Here is a 17,419-nt window from a genome sequence, read left to right on the forward strand (position 1 = left end):
CCCCCTCCGGGTAGGACCACCCCCATGACCGCACTAGGCGCAGTGTTCCGCCCCCAGCTTCCCCCCGAGCGGCTTCGTGAGGTGGTTCGGGTTGCTGAGGATGTGGGGCTCGAGGAGTTGTGGCTGTGGGAGGACTGCTTCCGGGAGGGTGGGATCTCGGCGGCCGCCGCCGCGCTCGCCTGGAGTGAGCGGGTGCGGGTCGGCGTAGGGCTGCTGCCCGTGCCGTTGCGGAACGTGGCCGTCACCGCGATGGAGGCGGCCGCGCTGCACCGGATGTTCCCCGGCCGCGCCGTACTCGGCGTCGGTCACGGCGTGCAGGACTGGATGGGCCAGGTCGGCGCCCGCGCCGAGTCCCCGCTGACCCTGCTGCGGGAGCATCTCGACGCCCTGCGCGCCCTGTTGCGCGGGGAGCGGGTGAGCGTGAGCGGGAGGTACGTCCGGCTCGACGACGTCGCGCTGGACTGGCCCCCGCCGGCCCCCGTCGGCGTCCTCGCCGGCGCCGAAGGGCCCCGCACGCTGCGGCTGTCGGGCGAGGCCGCCGACGGGACCGTGCTCACCTCCGCCACCTCCCCCGACGGGGTCCGCCGGGCGCGGCGGCTCATCGAGGAGGGGCGGGCCGCCGCGGGACGCGATCCCGGCGAACAGCACCCGGTCGTCGTCTACCTGCTCACCGCCACCGGCCCCGACGCCACCGCCCGGCTGCGGGCCGAACTCGTCGCGGAGGGGCTGGACTCCGTCCCCGGCCTCGGTGTCGCCGGCGACGCGGACGCCGTCGCCAAGGCCGTGCAGCGGCTCGCGGACGCCGGCGCCGACACCGTGATCCTCCAGCCGACCGGAGACGAACCCGACCCCGAGGGCTTCGTACGGTTCACCGCACAGGAGGTCCGGCCGCTCGTGCCGTGAGCCCGGGGAGTTGTCAGTGGCGGGTGCCACACTCGCCGGCATGACGACCGATGACGTACGTCTGCGCCCCGTACGGGACGACGACCTCGAACTCTTCCTCGCCTACGAGCACGACCCGGAGGCCGTCCGGCGGTCGAGGTTCACCCCTCGGCCGCGGGAGGCCTTCCTGCGGCACTGGAGGGACAGGGTGCTCGCGGATCCGGACTGCCTGGTGCGGACCGTCGAGGTGGACGGCCAGGTCGCGGGGAACATCGTCTCGTGGTGGGAGGGGAAGCGGCGGTTCACCGGCTACTGGCTGGGGCGCGCCCACTGGGGCCGGGGCGTCGGCAGCCGAGCCCTCGCCCTCTTCCTCCAGGAGGAGACCGTCCGCCCCCTGCACGCCGACCCGTTCGCCGCGAACACCGCCTCCGTCCGGCTGCTGGAGAAGAACGGCTTCGTGCGGTACGACGACCCCGAGCACCCGGTGGACGAGGGGTTCGTGCTCCTCGTGCTGCACGACCGGCACCCGGCCGGCGCTCCCACCGGCCAGGCCTCCTGATACCCGATCACCCCGTCTCCGTGGTCCGCGGGTGGTCGCCGGTCGCCCCGTCGATCAGCTCCCGCAGGATGTCCATGTGCCCGGCGTGCCGGGCCGTCTCCTCGATCATGTGCACCAGGACCCAGCGCAGCGACACCTCGTGGTCCCGCCAGCCCGGCCGGCCGAGCGCGTCCAGCGGCCGGCCGGCGATCACCCCGTCGGCCGCGGCGCGCGCACGGCCGTAGAAGTCCACGATCCGCCGGGTCGGCTCGTCCGGGCCGACCGACAGGTCCTCGTCGCTGTAGGGGTCGAACCAGAGCGGCTCGACCTCGCCGCCGAAGCTCTCCACGAACCAGCCGTACTCCACCGAGGCCAGGTGCTTGACCAGTCCCAGCAGGTTCGTGCCCGACGGTGTCATCGGCCGCCGGAGCTGTTCGTCGTCGAGGTCCCGCAGCTTCCACAGCACCGCGTCCCGGTGCCGGTCGAGGCTCGTGTGCAGGATTTCCTTCTCGTCAGCGGTGTACATCCCCTTGGTCTCCATGGCGGGCGAAAATATCAGCGGGCACCGACAGTCACCTGAAACCATGCGGCGCATGACAGAGCGGCAGCACCGCACCTTCGAGGATCTCGTCGCCGAGGGCGTCGCCGTGCCGACCGAGGGCTGGGACTTCTCCTGGTTCGAGGGCCGGGCCACCGAGGCGCGGCCCTCCTGGGGGTACGCCCGGGCGGCCGGTGCCCGGCTCGCCGGGGCGACCGCCGCCCTCGACATCGACACCGGCGGCGGTGAGGTGTTCGACCTCGCCCTCGGTACGGCGGCCCCGCACCGGCCGCGGCTGCTCGCCGCGACCGAGGGCTGGCCGTCGAACCTCAGGAAGGCGGGCGCACGGCTGGGCCCGCGCGGCGTGGTGGTCGTCGCCGCCGCCCCCGACGCCCCGCTCCCGTTCGCCGACGAGACCTTCGACCTGGTGCTCAGCCGGCACCCGGTGCGGGCGAACTGGACCGAGATCGCGCGGGTGTTGCAGCCGGGCGGCACCTATTTCGCCCAGCACGTGGGGCCCGCCAGCGTCTATGAGCTGATCGAGTACTTCCTCGGCCCGCAGCCGGAGGCCGCCCGCCGCGGCCGCCACCCGGACAGTGAGCGGTCCGAGGCGGAGGCGGCCGGTCTCGAGGTGGTGGACCTGCGTGCGGAACGGCTGCGGATGGAGTTCCACGACATCGCCGCCGTCGTGCATTTCCTGCGCAAGGTCGTGTGGCTGGTCCCGGGCTTCACCGTCGAGGCGTACGAGCCCCGACTCCGGTCCCTGCACCAGCGGATCGAGACGGACGGGCCCTTTGTCGCGCACAGCAGCAGGCACCTCTTCGACGCCCGCAAGGCGGCCCGGCGGCCCTGATGCACCGGCCTTGGAAAGCCAGGCGCCGAAGAATGGCCAAGAACCGCCGTCCGGCCCCGCGGACGTCCGCCCTGCCCGCACCGGACCACAACGATCATTGCGGCGCATGCCAGGACGGTCCGCACCAACAGGGCCAACTGGTGCGGATCGCTATGGAACTACGCATAAGCGAACACTGCGTCTCTTGGTTCACGTCATATTTTCACGACGTTCCCACATCGTTACCGTCGTGGCTTCATGTCGACCCGGAGATTCACGTAAGTTCAGACCAAGGCAATTCGCGTGAGCAAAGCTGCGCGGCGGTACCGCGCAGTGGAGGGGGCTGCGCGGTGCCGCGATGCGTCAGCCGCTCCCGTCAAGCCGCCGTTCGCGGCGCGGGTCGCCCGTCGGGGGGACGGGCGGACAACACGCCGAGGGGCCCTCAAGACGGCTCAAACCCTCTTGATCTCCTCGTTGGGGGCCACTTTCCCTGGGATTCCGCCGTGAATCGGCCATGCGAGGCCCCCGAATCCAGCATTTCCACCCCCTCATGGCGTCGTCGAATGACTGCGGAGAGTAGTGATGGCGCGCCGATGCGCGCAGCATCACTTACAAAGGGTTATGGTGGAAACCCCCCCTCGGGCCGGTCCGTCTCCCCCCCACGGACCGGCCCGTTTTTTCTGCCCCCGAATGCCGCTCCGGTTCCGGGAGCCCGGGTGCGGCCGTTCGGGCGTCACAACTCCCCGTCCGGCGGGCCTCCTCCCCGTGGAACCCCCCTCAACTCCCAGCGGGGTAGGCTTCGGCCCGCGGATTCCCGCACACTCCCGCAGCCGAATCACGAGGGGCGGACTTCAAGTGAACCTGCGCGACAAGCTGCGCGGCCTGCTCGTCAGGCTCTACGCACGCCGGGTGGAAGGCCACCTGGACCACGCTCAGGTGCCGAAGCACATCGGTGTCATCGTGGACGGCAGCCGACGCTGGGCGAAGGCCGCCGGCTCCACCCCCGTCGACGGTCACCGGGCCGGCGCCGAGAAGATCGAGGAGTTCCTCGGCTGGTGCACCGAGACGGATGTCGAGGTCGTCACCCTGTGGCTGCTGTCGACGGACAACTTCAACCGTCCGCCGGAGGAGCTGGTCCCCCTCCTCGGCATCATCGAGAACGTCGTCCGTACCCTCGCCGCCGACGGCCGCTGGCGTGTCCACCACGTCGGCACCCCCGACCTGCTGCCCTCGCAGATGCAGCACGCGCTGAAGGAGGCCGAGGAGGCCACCGCGCACGTCGACGGAATACTGGTGAACGTCGCCATCGGCTACGGCGGCCGGCAGGAGATCGCCGACGCGGTCCGCTCGATGATCCTCGACGCCCACGAGAAGGGCGTCTCGATGGAGGCCCTCGCCGACTCCGTCGACGTCGACATGATCGGCCGTCACCTCTACACGGGCGACCAGCCCGACCCGGACCTGGTGATCCGCACCAGCGGCGAGCAGCGGCTGTCCGGATTCATGCTCTGGCAGACCGCCCACTCGGAGTACTACTTCTGCGACGTCTTCTGGCCCGCGTTCCGCAAGGTCGACTTCCTGCGGGCCCTGCGCGACTACGCGGCCCGCCACCGCCGTTACGGCGGGTGACGTCTTCGTGACGGCGGGCGTCAACGCGACACAGGACCCGCCGCACCCCGGCCGCGCCGGACAACCCCGTCGTCACGGCAGACGGCCCCACCCCGCCCATGAGGCGTGAATCACCCTTTTCGGGGCACGGGTAACACGGAGTTCACCTTCTCGTCGTTGCAGACAGTGGCATGGCGGCGCATGTTCGAGGGCATAAGCCAAACAGGTCGATGCCCGAACCACGGGCATCGGATCTCAGCGGGCGGCTCGGGGCCGTCCGCCCGGGAGGCCCTTTGCACCAGCCCGACCGTGCGGTCACGGCACGGAAGAAGCAGCGGGGGGCCGGTTTTCGGCCCGTGCAGGGCGGCCGTCGACCGGTCGGGACTTCTCCCGCCCGGCCCAGCCCGGTCCCCATCCTCGTCGCTCCCCGACCTCATCCGAGGGGGTACGTCCTTCCGTGGTGACCAGCACAGCGCGCCGCAAGTCCGACCGGCGCACCTATGTTCTCGACACCAGCGTCCTGCTGGCCGACCCGAACGCCATGACCCGCTTCGAGGAGCACGAGGTAGTGCTCCCGATCGTGGTGGTCACGGAGCTGGAGGCCAAGCGGCACCATCCCGAGCTCGGTTACTTCGCCCGGCAGGCGCTGCGCCTGCTGGACGACTACCGGGTCCGGCACGGCCGCCTCGATGCCCCCATCCCGATCGGCGACCTGGGCGGCACCATCCGTGTCGAGCTCAACCACTCGGACCCCAGCGTGCTGCCGAGCGGCTACCGCCTGGGGGACAACGACTCCCGCATTCTGGCGGTCGCCCGCAACCTGCAGGCCGAGGGGTACGACGTCACCGTCGTATCGAAGGACCTGCCGCTCAGGATCAAGGCGTCCTCGGTCGGTCTCCTCGCCGAGGAGTACCGTGCCGAACTCGCCATCACTGACTCCTCCGGCTGGACCGGGATGTCCGAACTGACCCTGTCCGGCGAACAGGTGGACATCCTCTTCGAGGAAGGCCACGTGTACGCGCCGGAGGCCGCCGACCTTCCCGTGCACACCGGTCTGACCATCCAGTCCGAGCGGGGCAAGGCGCTCGGCCGGGTCACGGCCGAGGGCAACATCCGGGTGGTGCGCGGCGACCGTGAGGCGTTCGGCATCAAGGGCCGCAGCGCGGAGCAGCGCATCGCACTCGACCTGCTGCTCGACCCGGACGTCGGCATCGTGTCGATGGGCGGCCGGGCCGGCACCGGCAAGAGCGCGCTGGCGCTGTGCGCGGGCCTGGAGGCGGTCCTGGAGCGCCGCCAGCACCAGAAGGTGATGGTCTTCCGGCCGCTGTACGCGGTCGGCGGGCAGGAACTGGGCTATCTGCCGGGCAGTGAGGCGGAGAAGATGAGCCCCTGGGCGCAGGCGGTCTTCGACACCCTCTCCGCGGTCACCAGCCGCGAGGTCATCGAGGAGGTCACCGCCCGCGGGATGCTGGAGGTGCTGCCGCTCACCCACATCCGCGGCCGCTCGCTGCACGACGCGTTCGTGATCGTGGACGAGGCCCAGTCGCTGGAACGGAACGTCCTGCTGACCGTTCTGTCCCGGATCGGCGCGAATTCACGGGTGGTTCTGACCCATGATGTGGCGCAGCGGGACAACCTGCGCGTGGGTCGTTACGACGGTGTGGTCGCCGTGGTCGAGAAGCTGAAGGGCCATCCGCTCTTCGCGCACGTCACTCTCACCCGGTCCGAGAGGTCCCAGATCGCCGCACTTGTGACCGAAATGCTGGAGGACGGACACATCTGATCCCTGTGTCCAACTTGGGCTGATCAGTCATCAGTTGGCGCCGTCCGGCAAAGGCCCCGAGCCTAGCCGGGCGGCGCCTTCGCGTGTGCCGGTTTCCTGAAATCCCGTGGAGGAAACGGGATGTGAGCTTTCACACGCAACTCGGAATTGCCACCCGGCGTCCGGTTACGGCAGAGTCTCGTTCCTGTCAGGCCCCGCATACGACACACCTGTACCCCCAGCGGTACGGAACAACAGATGCAGCGCAGCTAATTCCATAGCGACGTCGTATGCCGCCCGAGCACCATGCGGCGCTCCCTCGCGGGAGCTGCCCACCGGGCCCGTGTCTCCCGTGACCCAGTAGTGAGGAGGCCAGCGCCAGGGGCACGATTGCGTCCGCCAGGGTCACCGAAGCGGGCGATGCTGGAAGGAAACCGTGTGAGCCGGATCTCGGTCCGGGGATTCGCAGTGGCTTCGGCCACGGCGGTCACCGCTGTCGGAAGCGTCGTCGGTGTTGCCTCGGGCAGCGTGGCGCAGCCGAACAACGACGCAGAGGCGACAGCAGCCGACACCACGCTCCTCGCCGACCTGCCCGCTGGTCAGCAGGCCCAGGTGCAGACCGCCTCCCTGACGCAGCAGGCCGACGCCATGGCCATCCAGGCCGACGCGAGCGCCAAGAAGGACGCCGAGCAGGCGGCCCGGGTGGCGGCGGCCAAGACCGCGACCGCCAAGAAGGCGGCGGCGGAGAAGGCGGCCGAGGACGCCAAGGCGCGCGCCGAGGCGAAGAAGGCGGCCAGCCGCTCCGCGTCCGTGGCCAGCTTCCCGGTCCAGAGCTCGTACACCGTGGCGCAGATCCAGGCGATGGCGCAGAGCATGGTGGCGAGCGGTCAGTTCCAGTGCTTCAGCAACATCGTGGACCACGAGTCCAGCTGGAACTACCAGGCGGTCAACGCCTCCTCCGGTGCCTACGGTCTCTTCCAGGCGCTGCCCGGCTCCAAGATGTCCTCCGTGGGCGCCGACTGGCAGACCAACCCGGCCACGCAGATCAAGTGGGGCCTCAACTACATGAACTCCCGCTACGGCAGCCCGTGCGACGCCTGGTCCTTCTGGCAGGCGAACCACTGGTACTAGAGCCGTTCGGTCTCTCAACCTCCGACAGCCCCTCCCCGTCCTTGGGGGAGGGGCTGTCGCCCTGTACGGTCGGAGCGGACGACTCCAGGGGGAGTGGTGCGGAGCAGAGGGCGGAACATGTCGCGAGTGCCTCAGTGGCTGGGCCGGCTCGGTGCCGGACTGACCGAGATGGGCGAGCGGTTGGACGAGCGGCGGGCCGAGGTGGAGCGGGAGCACGGCGAACCGGAACCGCACACGCCGTCCGCGCCGGCACCCGCCCCCGTGCCGGCCCAGAAGGCCGAGCGGCCGCGGCGGCCCCGGAAGCCCACCCTGCGCCCCGACCCCGTCACGGCCGTCCCCTGGGGAGTGCGGGTCGCCGCCGAGGCCGGCTGGCGGCTGCTGGTGCTCGCCGGCACGGTCTGGGTCCTGATGCGGGTCATCAGCGCCGTGCAACTCGTGGTCTTCGCCTTCGTCATCGCGCTGCTGATCACCGCGCTGCTCCAGCCCACGGTCGCCTGGCTGTGCCGGCGCGGCGTGCCGCGCGGCCCGGCCACCGCGCTCACCGCGATCTCCGGGTTCGTGGTGATCGGCCTGATGGCCTGGTTCGTGACCTGGCAGGTCATGGAGAACATCGACACGCTCTCCAACCAGATCCAGAGCGGCATCGACGATCTGCGCAACTGGCTGCTGAAGAGCCCCTTCCACGTCACCGACAAGCAGATCAACCAGATCGCCAAGAACCTCCGCGAGGCGATCGGCGCCAACACCGACCAGATAACGTCCTTCGGCCTTGAGGGCGTCCAGGTCGTGGTCGAGGCGCTGACCGGCCTGCTGCTGGTCTTCTTCTCGACACTCTTCCTGCTCTACGACGGTGCGCGCATCTGGCAGTGGTTCCTGAAGCTGGTCCCCTCCGCCGCCCGCGAGGGTGTGGCCGGTGCCGGACCGCGGGCCTGGCGCACCCTGACCGCCTACGTGCGGGGCACGGTGCTGGTCGCCCTCATCGACGCCATATTCATCGGCCTGGGCATCTACTTCCTGGACGTCCCCATGGCCGTCCCGCTCGCCGTCTTCATCTTCCTGTTCTCGTTCATCCCGCTGGTCGGCGCGGTCGCCTCGGGTGCCCTGGCCGTGGTCGTGGCCCTCGTCACCCAGGGCGTGTTCACGGCGGTCATGACCCTGGTCGTCGTCCTCGCCGTGCAGCAGATCGAGGGCCACGTCCTGCAGCCGTTCATCCTCGGCCGGGCGGTCCGGGTGCACCCGCTCGCGGTGGTCCTCACGGTCGCGGCCGGCGGCATGGTCGCGGGCATCGGCGGCGCGGTGGTGGCCGTACCGCTGGTGGCGGTGACGAACACGGTGGTCGGTTATCTCCACCAGCACGCGCACGAACGGTACCTGGAGGACGAGGACGAGGACGCCGAGGCCGAAGCGGAGCCCGAGGACGTGCTCCCCAGGGAGGCCGAAGACCCCGCCCTCTGACGGTGGACGGGGTCCGCGGGGAACCGCGCCTACGCGAACGCGGCGCGGACCCCTTCGGCTTCCACGGCGGTACCCACCGCCTATTCGGTCCGCAGGCCGTCGGGGCGCATCAGCCGCAGCAGCGGCGGCAGACTGAGCAGGGTCACCGCGACGACGACTCCCGCGCCGAAACCGGTCATCGACAGCACGCTCACCCAGTCCACCCGCAACGGCACCGCCGTCATCTTCATCAGCACCCCGCCGAGCGTCAGCCCGACCGCCGTCGCGAGCAGCAGGCCCAGCGTGATGGGGATCGCCGACTGCCAGAGCACGGACAGGGTGAGGGTGCGCCGCCGGGTGCCGAACGCGATCAGCGCCGACAGCAGCTTCCTGCGCTCGCGCAACTGCTCCAGCTGGGAGACCAGCAGGCTCGCCCCGATGAGGGCGAGGACGGCGGCAGCGCCCACGAACAGGCCGGTGCGGATGGTGTCGTACTTCGGGTCGCGGGTGGTCGCCGCCCAGGTCCAGGCGTCGGCGAGCGGGTCGATGCCCATGGCGACGGTGCGCACCTGCTCCTCCGCGTCCGGCTCCGCCGTGTCCAGCCGCAGGTACACATTTCCGCGCAGGGCCGTCAGCGCCTTCGCGGGCAGTGCGGACGGGGTGACCAGGACCCCGCTGAGGTCGGTGCTCAGCGCGTCCTTGCGGGTGGGCACCTTCGGCAGCTTCGCCGGTACGGTCCACCGCGCCTCGGCGCCGGGGCTGCCGCTGTAGGACGGGCCGACCCACACCGTACGGCCCGGGGCCAGCAGCTTGCGCGCCGTCGGGTCGTCGGCCCAGGAGGCGGACAGGAAGGCGTCCCCCTCGCGGCAGGAGGGCAGGACCGCCACCTCGCGCAGGGCCGCGCAGTCACCGACGATCACCTGCATGCTGGTGTCCGGGTCGAGGCGCTTGTCGCTGTACTCCGTCCGGGACAGCGTCACCGCCGCCTTCACCCCCTTGGCCGCCTTGAGCCTGGCCCCCGCGGCGGCCACCTGGACGCCGTCCGGCAGGTCCACCTCCATCTGGGCGCGGTTCGGGTCCTTCCCAGTGTTCTTGGTGTAGTCGGCCTGCACACCGGAGAACAGCATCTGCAGGGCGATCGCGCCGGCCACCGCCACCGCGACGCCGTTGACCATCCGGGCGGCCGTACCGCTGCTCAACTGGAGCCTGCGTACCGCGAGTTGCCAGGAGACGGCGCCGTCCCCGAGGCGGCCGACGGCGCGTTCCACCACCCAGGGCAGCAGCGCGGTGACGCCGACCAGCAGCGCCAGGACGCCACCGGTCACGAGGTACTGGTTGAAGTCCCCGCCGTCGGCGCCCTTTCCGATCATCGGGTAGAGCATCGCGAGGCCGCCGACCGGCAGCAGCAGCCGCCACCACAGCCGGCGCCGCGCGGGCCGCGCCGTGCGGACCACGCCGAGCGGTTCGATGACGACCCGGCGCATCGCGAACAGGGTGACCAGGACCGCGGCGGCGGGCACCGCGACGGCCACCAGGGCGGCCAGGGCCGGCGTCGGGGTGAGGTAGTCCGGGTAGACGCTGACGTCGAACAGCTCGATGGTGGCCGCCGCCTGGCTGCCCAGCAGGAAGAACCCGGTGCCGAGCACCAGGCCGAGCACCGCGCCCGCCAGTGCCTCCCCGGCGGCGATCCGGCGGACCATCCGGCCGTCGCAGCCCACCAGGCGCAGCGCCGCGAGCCGCCGGTCGCGCCGCTCGCCGCCGAGCTGTACGGCGGTGCCGATGAAGATGCCGACCGGGGCCAGCAGCACCACGAAGACGAGCAGCACGAGCAGCAGCAGAATCGGGTCCAGCCCCTCCGACGACTCACCGGAGACGTCCCCGAAGCGCTTGATGCGGCCGACCTCCGGACTGTGGCCGATCTGCCGCTCCAGCCCCTGCGCACCCATGTAGTAGGCGAGTTCGGTCGGGCCGATCAGCCCCCGCTCGCCGATCGTCCCGACCACCTTCGCGGGCAGCCGCTGGCGCAGCAGCCCGTTGCCGGGCGCCTTCAGCAGCTTCTCCAGAGCGGGGGAGACGTACATCTCGCCGGCCGCCGGGACGCGGTCGATGCCCACCGGCACCGGCGCGTGCGGTCCGTCGGGGTCGACCAGCCGGGCCCGGATGTCCGCGCCGTACCACGAGGTGTTCACATGGGCGACGACGATCGTGTCGTCGGCCGCCGGGATCCTCGCCGGGGTCAGCGAGTAGTCCTTGCGCACGGCCTCCTTCGCGTGCCGGGCGTCCAGGAGGTTCGGCACCGCAGCCGTGAGCAGCAGCAGTGCCACGCCGAGTCCCACGCCGACCGCGGTCAGCAGGGCCCGGATCCAGCCCTCGCGCCCGCCGGTGAGGGCGAACCGCGCCCCCATGGCCAGATCCCCGGCCCAGCGCCCGCTCATACGGTCCGCTCCATGTCCCGGGACTTGCCGTCCCGTACGACGATCTCGCGGTCGGAGTAGGCGGCCACCCGGGCCTCGTGCGTGACCAGCACGACGGCCGCGTTGGTGGACCGGGCGGCGTCCGTCAGCAGCTCCATCACACGCTCGCCGTTGAGCGAGTCCAGCGCGCCGGTCGGCTCGTCCGCGAACACCACCCGTGGCCCGGTCACCAGCGCCCGTGCCACCGCGACCCGCTGCCCCTGGCCGCCGGAGACCTCGCCGGGCCGCTTCTTCGCGAGGTCGTCGACCTCCAGCCGTGCCATCCACCCGAGAGCCGCCTTCTCGGCCTCCTTGCGGGACGTGCCGTTCAGCCGCAGCGGCAGCGCCACGTTCTCCACGCAGGTCAGCTCCGGCACCAGCTGCCCGAACTGGAAGACGAACCCGAACTCGCTGCGCCTGAGCGCACTGCGCTCGGCGTCGTTCATGGTCGCCATCTCCCGCCCGGCGTACATGATCGAACCCGCGTCCGGCGGCACGATCCCGGCGAGGCAGTGCAGCAGGGTCGACTTGCCGGACCCGGACGGACCCATCACGGCGACCACCTCGCCGGCGTGTATCGAGAACTCGGCCCCGTCGAGTGCGACGGTCGGGCCGTAGGCCTTCCGCAGCCCCTCGGCCGCGAGCAGCGAACCAGCGGGAGCACTCACCGGGCCACCTCCGCCCGGAGCTTGTCGAGTCGTGCGGCCGTCAGTTCCAGCCACCGCAGATCCGCCTCCAGATGGAACAGGGCGTGGTCGCAGATGAGCTGGTCGGCGAGATCGCCCCGGCGCTTGCGGTCGGTCAGGATCCGCATGCTGCGCAGGTGCTCGGCCCGCTGGCCGTCCAGGATGTCGGCGGCCTCGCGGTGCGTCAGCAGCGCGAGCACGACCTTGGTGTACAGCGTCGACTGGAGGTACTCCTCCGGCTTCTCGGGCGTCGCCAGCCACCGCTCCACGTCGGTGATCCCGGCGTCCGTGATGGCGTACCGCTTCCGCTCCGGGCCGCCGCCCGCCTCGATGCCGTCGACCTCGACCAGGCCGTTCTTCAGCAGCCGGGACATCGTCGAATAGACCTGGCCGTAGTGGAGCGGCCGGTCGTGACCGAACTTCTCGTCGAAGGCCCGCTTGAGGTCGTAACCATGGCGCGGGCCGGACTCCAGGAGTCCCAGGAGGGTGTGACCGATGGACATGCGGAGCACTCTACACACGGTGTATACGCGGTGTGTATACGCATCGTGGGCAGCTGGTCGCCCGCTGTCCTCCCGCAGGGACCGCCCTGGGTTTCCGCGCAGGTGGGGGCCGAATGTCACGGTTCTGCGACATCGCGATGTCACAGCGGGCCGGGGCTGTCTCGTCCTTGACGCCAAGACGGTTTCTCGTACCTGGAAGGTGATCGCCGTGCGGGTGTTCGTGGCGGGTGGCAGCGGGGTTCTGGGACGGCGGCTGGTGCCGCAGCTGGTGGCGCGGGGGCATCGGGTGACGGCCACGACGACCAGCGCGGACCGACTGGAGCTGCTCGGGGGAATGGGCGCCGAGGGCGTCGTGATGGACGGGCTCGACGCGCTGTCGGTCGGGGCGGCGGTGGCCGAGGCCCGGCCCGACGTGATCGTCCACCAGCTGACGGCGATCTCCCTGGCGCACGCGGGCAAGCCCGACATCCGCCGCCCCGACCGCTGGTTCGCCCTCACCAACCGGCTGCGCACGGAGGGTACGGACCATCTGCTGGCCGCCGCCGAGGCGACCGGGGTGCGCCATGTCGTCGCCCAGGGCCACGCCAGCTGGAACGGGATCCGCGAGGGCGGCTGGGTGAAGACGGAGGAGGACCCGCTGGACCTGATGGCGGGGACGGCCGCGCACCAGGGGATGCTGGCGCTGCGCCACCTGGAGGAGACGGTCCTCGGAGCCGGCGGCGCGGTGCTGCGCTACGGCGCCTTCTACGGCCCCGGCGCCATCGACGACCAGGTGGAGCTGGTCCGCAAGCGCCAGTACCCGCTGGTCGGGCGGGCCACCGGCTACAGCTCCTGGATCCACCTGGACGACGCGGCGAGCGCGACCGTGCTGGCCGTGGAGCAGCAGGCGCGGGGTGTCTTCAACGTCGTCGACGACGAACCGGCGCCGGCCGCCGAGTGGCTGCCCCACCTCGCCGAGTGCGCGGGGGCCAGGCCGCCGCTGCGGGTGCCGGTGTGGCTGGCGCGATGGCTGGCCGGGGAGCAGGCGGTGGTCATCATGACCGAGGGCCGCGGCTTCTCCAACGCCAAGGCGAAACGTGCACTGGGCTGGCAGCCCCGCCACCCGTCCTGGCGCCAGGGCTTCAAGGAGGAGCTGGCGTGAGCGCGGTGGTTCAGGCCGACGGGGGTCTCGGGCCGGAACCCCCTGGTGGCCGGCCCCGGCGCGGCAGGGGGCCCACCTCGCCGGGGAGACGGCCCGCTTCCGCGAGGGCGCGGCGCAGCAGGAACTCGATCTGGGCGTTGGCCGAGCGCAACTCGTCACCGGCCCAGCGCGCCAGCGCGTCGTACACCGACGGGTCCAGCCGCAGCAGCACCTGCTTGCGCTGCTGCGGCCGGCGCCGCGGCGGCTCCTCGGGAGAGGGCGAGTCCGTCACTGGTAGAGCGTCCCGGTGTTGAGCACCGGCTGCGGCGCCCGGTCCCCGCACAGCACCACCATCAGGTTGGACACCATCGCCGCCTTGCGCTCCTCGTCCAGTTCCACGATGTCCTGCTCGGCGATCCGCGCGAGCGCCGCCTCCACCATGCCCACCGCGCCGTCGACTATCTGCCGCCGCGCGGCCACCACCGCGCCGGCCTGCTGCCGCTGGAGCATCGCGGAGGCGATCTCCGGAGCGTACGCGAGATGCGTGAAGCGTGACTCCACGATCCGCACCCCGGCCGCCTCCACCCGCGCCTGGAGTTCGACGGCCAGCTTCTCGGTGATCTCCTCGGCGTTGCCGCGCAGCGAGAGCCCGCCCTCGTCGTGGGCGTCGTACGGGTACTCGATGGCGATGTGCCGTACCGCGGTCTCGGTCTGCGTGGCGACGAACTCCGTGTAGTCGTCGACCTCGAAGACGGCCTGCGCGGTGTCCTGCACCTTCCACACCACGACCGCGGCGAGCTCGATCGGGTTGCCGTAGGCGTCGTTGACCTTGAGGACCGCGGTCTCGTGGTTGCGCACCCGGGTGGAGATCCTCGTGCGCGAGGTGAAGGGGTTCACCCAGCGCAGCCCGTCCTGCCGGATCGTGCCCCGGTATCGCCCGAACAGCTGGACGACCCGCGCCTCGCCCGGCGCCACCGTGTTCAGTCCGCGCATCGCGATGACGGCGGCGAGGAAGACGAGGACGCCGCCGACCGCGAAGGCGGGGGCGACGGAGGCGGCGGCGAAGAGCGCCACGGCGGCCGCCAGCCCCACCAGGCCCAGCAGCAGCGCGAGCCCGCCGCCGATGCTGTGCGCCGTGAACTCCCGCACGCGCGGGGCCGGCATCTCGGGTACGTCGGCGGTCAGTGGCGAGTCGTGGTCGGACATGGGTTCCCCCTCGAGTGACGATGCCTAGCTCGGTTCTAGCTAAGTGATATCACTTTATCGCGCGGAGCAACCCTGCGTCTCCCCTGGTCGTCGGTTCCGTTGGGCAGGGTGCTGATTGTCACGTCCGCGAAAGGCGTGATCGTGCGTCCTTTGTCATAGAGAGCGGTGTTAGCTTTCTGGACTGACCTGAGCCAAGTGCTTGTGTGACAGCCGCACACACGTGTGACAGCCGAGACGAAGCGGAGCAGACGGACTCATGGGACGAGCGGAAGAGAGAAAAGCGCGGCAGCGGGGTGGCCGCCGCGCCGCGCCCCGGAACCGCCCCTCCCCGCCGCCCGAGTCCGAGACACCCGCGGCGGGCGGCACCACCACCGTCGAGGCCCCGTCCGCGGCCGAGGGCGCCACCCGCGCGGAGCGCCGCAAGGCCGCCGCCAGGACCAGGCCCGGCAAGCCGGGCAAGGACGGCAAGCCCGCCAAGGGCCGGATACGCCGGCTGTTCACCTGGAAGAAGATGCTCGGCACGTTCCTGGGCGTCTGTCTGCTGGGCATCGGCGCCTTCATCGCGCTGTACGTGATGGTGGGCATTCCCGAGGGCAACGCCCTCGCGCAGACCCAGAGCAACGTCTACAAGTACAGCGACGGCACGGTCCTCGCCCGCAAGGGCACCGTCAACCGCGAGATCGTGGACCTCTCCAAGGTCCCGAAGGACGTCCAGCACACCTTCGTCGCGGCCGAGAACAAGACCTTCTACAACGACAACGGGATCAACCTGCGGGGCATGGCCCGCGGCCTCTACAACACCGCGATGGGCCGCGGCACCCAGGGCGGTTCGACGATCACCCAGCAGTACGTCAAGAACTACTACCTCGACCAGAACCAGACCGTCACGCGCAAGCTGAAGGAACTGGTCATCACGCTCAAGGTGGACCGGGAGAAGTCGAAGGACTACATCCTCGCCGGTTACATCAACACCAGCTACTACGGCCGGGGCGCCTACGGCATCCAGGCCGCCGCCCAGGCCTACTACCACGTCGACGCCCAGGACCTGAACGTCCAGCAGGGCGCCTACCTGGCCGCGCTGCTCCAGGCGCCGAGCCAGTACGACTGGGCGGTGGCGGGGCCCGTCGGCAGGAAGCTGGTGCAGGAGCGCTGGAACTACGTCCTGAACAACATGGTCGGCCAGGGCTGGCTGGACAAGTCCAAGCGGGACGCCATGAGGTTCCCGATCCCCAAGGCGCCGAAGGCCGCCTCGGGCCTCGAGGGCCAGAAGGGCTACCTGGTCGAACTGGCCAACACCCAGCTGGAGAACCAGCTGATGAAGCAACAGGGCATCACCCGGTCCGAGGCGGAGGCCCTCGTGGTCGACCAGGGCTGGACCTTCACCCTGAACATCGACCCGAAGAAGCAGGCCAGGCTGGAGGCGGCCGTCAAGAGCCAGCTCACCAGCAAGCTCGACGGCAAGAAGCGCAAGGTCGACAAGAACGTCCAGGCCGGCGCCGTCTCCGTCGACCCCAAGACGGGCAAGGTCCTCGCCCTGTACGGCGGCACGAGCTACTACGACCACTACACCGACAACGCCACCCGCGCCGACTACCAGCCCGCGTCCACCTTCAAGCCGATCATCCTCGCCGCCGCCCTGGAAGAACAGGCGAAGACGCAGGACGGCAAGGACATCAACGCGAACACGATCTACGACGGCACCAGCGGCCGTCCGGTCAAGGGCAGCGACATCGCGTTCTCGCCGCCGAACGAGGACAAGGCCGACTACGGCGACATCACCGTGCAGACGGCGATGAACAAGTCCGTCAACTCGGTGTTCGCGCAGATGGGTGTGGACGTCGGCATGAAGAACGTCATGCAGACCGCCGACCAGCTGGGCCTGGACACCACGGGTCTGCAGGCGGTGCCCGCCATGACCCTCGGCAGCATGGGCGCGAGCCCGCTGGAGATGGCCGGGGTGTACGCCACCTTCGACAACCACGGCAAGAAGGTCACCCCGACGGTCATCGCGTCGGCGGAGAAGACCGGCCGCAAGGTCGACATACCGAACCCGATCGGCGAACAGGTCATCAGCCGCACCGCGGCCGACCAGGTGACCTCGGTGCTGACCGGCGTGGTCGACGACGGTACGGCGAAGGTGTCGGTGGCCCAGAACCCGCTGCGCAACGGCCAGCAGGTGGCGGGCAAGACAGGTACCTCCGACAACAACAAGTCGGCCTGGTTCACCGGCTACACGCCCGACCTCGTCACCTCGGTCGGCCTGTTCGGCGAGGACGCCAAGACCCACAACCAGGTCCCGCTGACCGGCGCCACCGGCCTGATCCCCGGCACCGGCCGCATCAACGGTGGCGGTTACCCGGCGCAGATCTGGGCGACGTACACCTTCGGCGTCACCAAGAAGCAGAAGTTCGACCTGCAGACCGACCTGGGCGCGGCGGTCCAGCCCACCGTGACCCCGTCGAAGTCGGCGACCCCCTCGCAGACGCCTTCCCAGACGCCCAGCGAGACCCCGTCGAAGTCGGCGACCCCGTCCCAGACCCCGTCGCGGACCCCGTCCCAGACCCCGACGACCTCCCCGCCCCCCACGACGAACGAGCCGTCGCTCCCGGTGGAGACCCCGACGGGCGGCGGCGACACGAACAACCCGCTGGACCCCGGCAACGCCGGCCAGTAGCAAAGCCGTAGGGGCAACCCCCAGGAGCTGCTGCACTCGGTGCTGGCCACCC

Annotated in this window: 15 protein-coding genes; 9 read left to right on the plus strand and 6 right to left on the minus strand. The window is 70.7% G+C overall.

Annotated features, from left to right (window positions below; genetic code table 11):
* The first annotated feature begins 24 nt into the window (after positions 1-24).
* On the plus strand, positions 25-903 hold the full coding sequence (locus ABZ646_RS03095; RefSeq protein WP_360512353.1) for an LLM class flavin-dependent oxidoreductase: 879 nt from the start codon (positions 25-27) through the stop codon (positions 901-903).
* A 40-nt stretch (positions 904-943) separates the two neighbouring features.
* Positions 944-1,441 carry a GNAT family N-acetyltransferase gene (locus ABZ646_RS03100; protein WP_360512355.1) on the plus strand — a complete coding sequence of 166 codons (498 nt, stop codon included), beginning with the start codon at positions 944-946 and terminating at the stop codon, positions 1,439-1,441.
* A gap of 7 nt (positions 1,442-1,448) precedes the next feature.
* Here the strand turns inward: ABZ646_RS03100 and ABZ646_RS03105 are convergent, their stop codons facing one another.
* Complete coding sequence (locus tag ABZ646_RS03105) at positions 1,449-1,961, minus strand: DinB family protein (protein ID WP_360512357.1); 513 nt, start codon at positions 1,959-1,961, stop codon at positions 1,449-1,451.
* Positions 1,962-2,013: 52 nt separating this feature from the next.
* Here ABZ646_RS03105 and ABZ646_RS03110 point away from each other — a divergent pair, with 52 nt between their 5' ends.
* From ABZ646_RS03110 to ABZ646_RS03130, 5 genes are all read left to right on the plus strand, one after another.
* Positions 2,014-2,811 (plus strand): methyltransferase domain-containing protein, encoded by a 798-nt coding sequence (locus ABZ646_RS03110; protein ID WP_360512359.1) that lies wholly within the window; start codon positions 2,014-2,016, stop codon positions 2,809-2,811.
* 834 nt (positions 2,812-3,645) lie between these two features.
* The gene (locus ABZ646_RS03115; protein ID WP_360512361.1) at positions 3,646-4,419 is read left to right on the plus strand and encodes an isoprenyl transferase; all 774 of its coding nucleotides are present in this window, start codon (positions 3,646-3,648) and stop codon (positions 4,417-4,419) included.
* A gap of 436 nt (positions 4,420-4,855) precedes the next feature.
* Entirely contained in the window at positions 4,856-6,181 is a 1,326-nt protein-coding gene (locus tag ABZ646_RS03120; RefSeq protein WP_360512363.1) for a PhoH family protein, read from the plus strand.
* A 399-nt stretch (positions 6,182-6,580) separates the two neighbouring features.
* Entirely contained in the window at positions 6,581-7,291 is a 711-nt protein-coding gene (locus tag ABZ646_RS03125) for a transglycosylase SLT domain-containing protein (RefSeq protein ID WP_360512365.1), read from the plus strand.
* 117 nt (positions 7,292-7,408) lie between these two features.
* Positions 7,409-8,746: an AI-2E family transporter gene (locus ABZ646_RS03130; protein WP_360512367.1), complete on the plus strand. Its 1,338-nt coding sequence runs from the start codon at positions 7,409-7,411 to the stop codon at positions 8,744-8,746.
* An 80-nt stretch (positions 8,747-8,826) separates the two neighbouring features.
* Here ABZ646_RS03130 and ABZ646_RS03135 read toward each other — a convergent pair whose 3' ends face one another.
* The 3 genes from ABZ646_RS03135 to ABZ646_RS03145 are packed head-to-tail and all read right to left on the minus strand — an operon-like array spanning position 8,827 to position 12,367.
* Complete coding sequence (locus tag ABZ646_RS03135) at positions 8,827-11,160, minus strand: FtsX-like permease family protein (RefSeq protein WP_360512369.1); 2,334 nt, start codon at positions 11,158-11,160, stop codon at positions 8,827-8,829.
* Complete coding sequence (locus ABZ646_RS03140; protein WP_360512371.1) at positions 11,157-11,846, minus strand: ABC transporter ATP-binding protein; 690 nt, start codon at positions 11,844-11,846, stop codon at positions 11,157-11,159. Before ABZ646_RS03140 ends, ABZ646_RS03135 begins: the two co-directional genes overlap by 4 nt.
* Entirely contained in the window at positions 11,843-12,367 is a 525-nt protein-coding gene (locus tag ABZ646_RS03145) for a PadR family transcriptional regulator (protein ID WP_360512373.1), read from the minus strand. The genes ABZ646_RS03140 and ABZ646_RS03145 overlap by 4 nt, the downstream gene beginning before the upstream one ends.
* A 199-nt stretch (positions 12,368-12,566) precedes the next feature.
* Between ABZ646_RS03145 and ABZ646_RS03150 the strand changes: the two genes are divergently transcribed.
* Complete coding sequence (locus ABZ646_RS03150; protein WP_360512375.1) at positions 12,567-13,508, plus strand: NAD(P)-dependent oxidoreductase; 942 nt, start codon at positions 12,567-12,569, stop codon at positions 13,506-13,508.
* A 10-nt stretch (positions 13,509-13,518) separates the two neighbouring features.
* Here the strand turns inward: ABZ646_RS03150 and ABZ646_RS03155 are convergent, their stop codons facing one another.
* On the minus strand, positions 13,519-13,779 hold the full coding sequence (locus tag ABZ646_RS03155; protein WP_360512377.1) for a hypothetical protein: 261 nt from the start codon (positions 13,777-13,779) through the stop codon (positions 13,519-13,521).
* Positions 13,776-14,693 carry an SPFH domain-containing protein gene (locus ABZ646_RS03160; protein ID WP_360512379.1) on the minus strand — a complete coding sequence of 306 codons (918 nt, stop codon included), beginning with the start codon at positions 14,691-14,693 and terminating at the stop codon, positions 13,776-13,778. The genes ABZ646_RS03155 and ABZ646_RS03160 overlap by 4 nt, the downstream gene beginning before the upstream one ends.
* Before the next feature lie 256 nt (positions 14,694-14,949).
* Between ABZ646_RS03160 and ABZ646_RS03165 the strand changes: the two genes are divergently transcribed.
* Positions 14,950-17,367, plus strand: coding sequence for a transglycosylase domain-containing protein (locus tag ABZ646_RS03165; RefSeq protein WP_360512381.1), 2,418 nt, complete (start codon positions 14,950-14,952; stop codon positions 17,365-17,367).
* Positions 17,368-17,419: the final 52 nt, after the last annotated feature.

The sequence above is a fragment of the Streptomyces sp. NPDC007162 genome, assembly GCF_040634175.1.
In the GTDB taxonomy this organism is placed as follows: domain Bacteria; phylum Actinomycetota; class Actinomycetes; order Streptomycetales; family Streptomycetaceae; genus Streptomyces.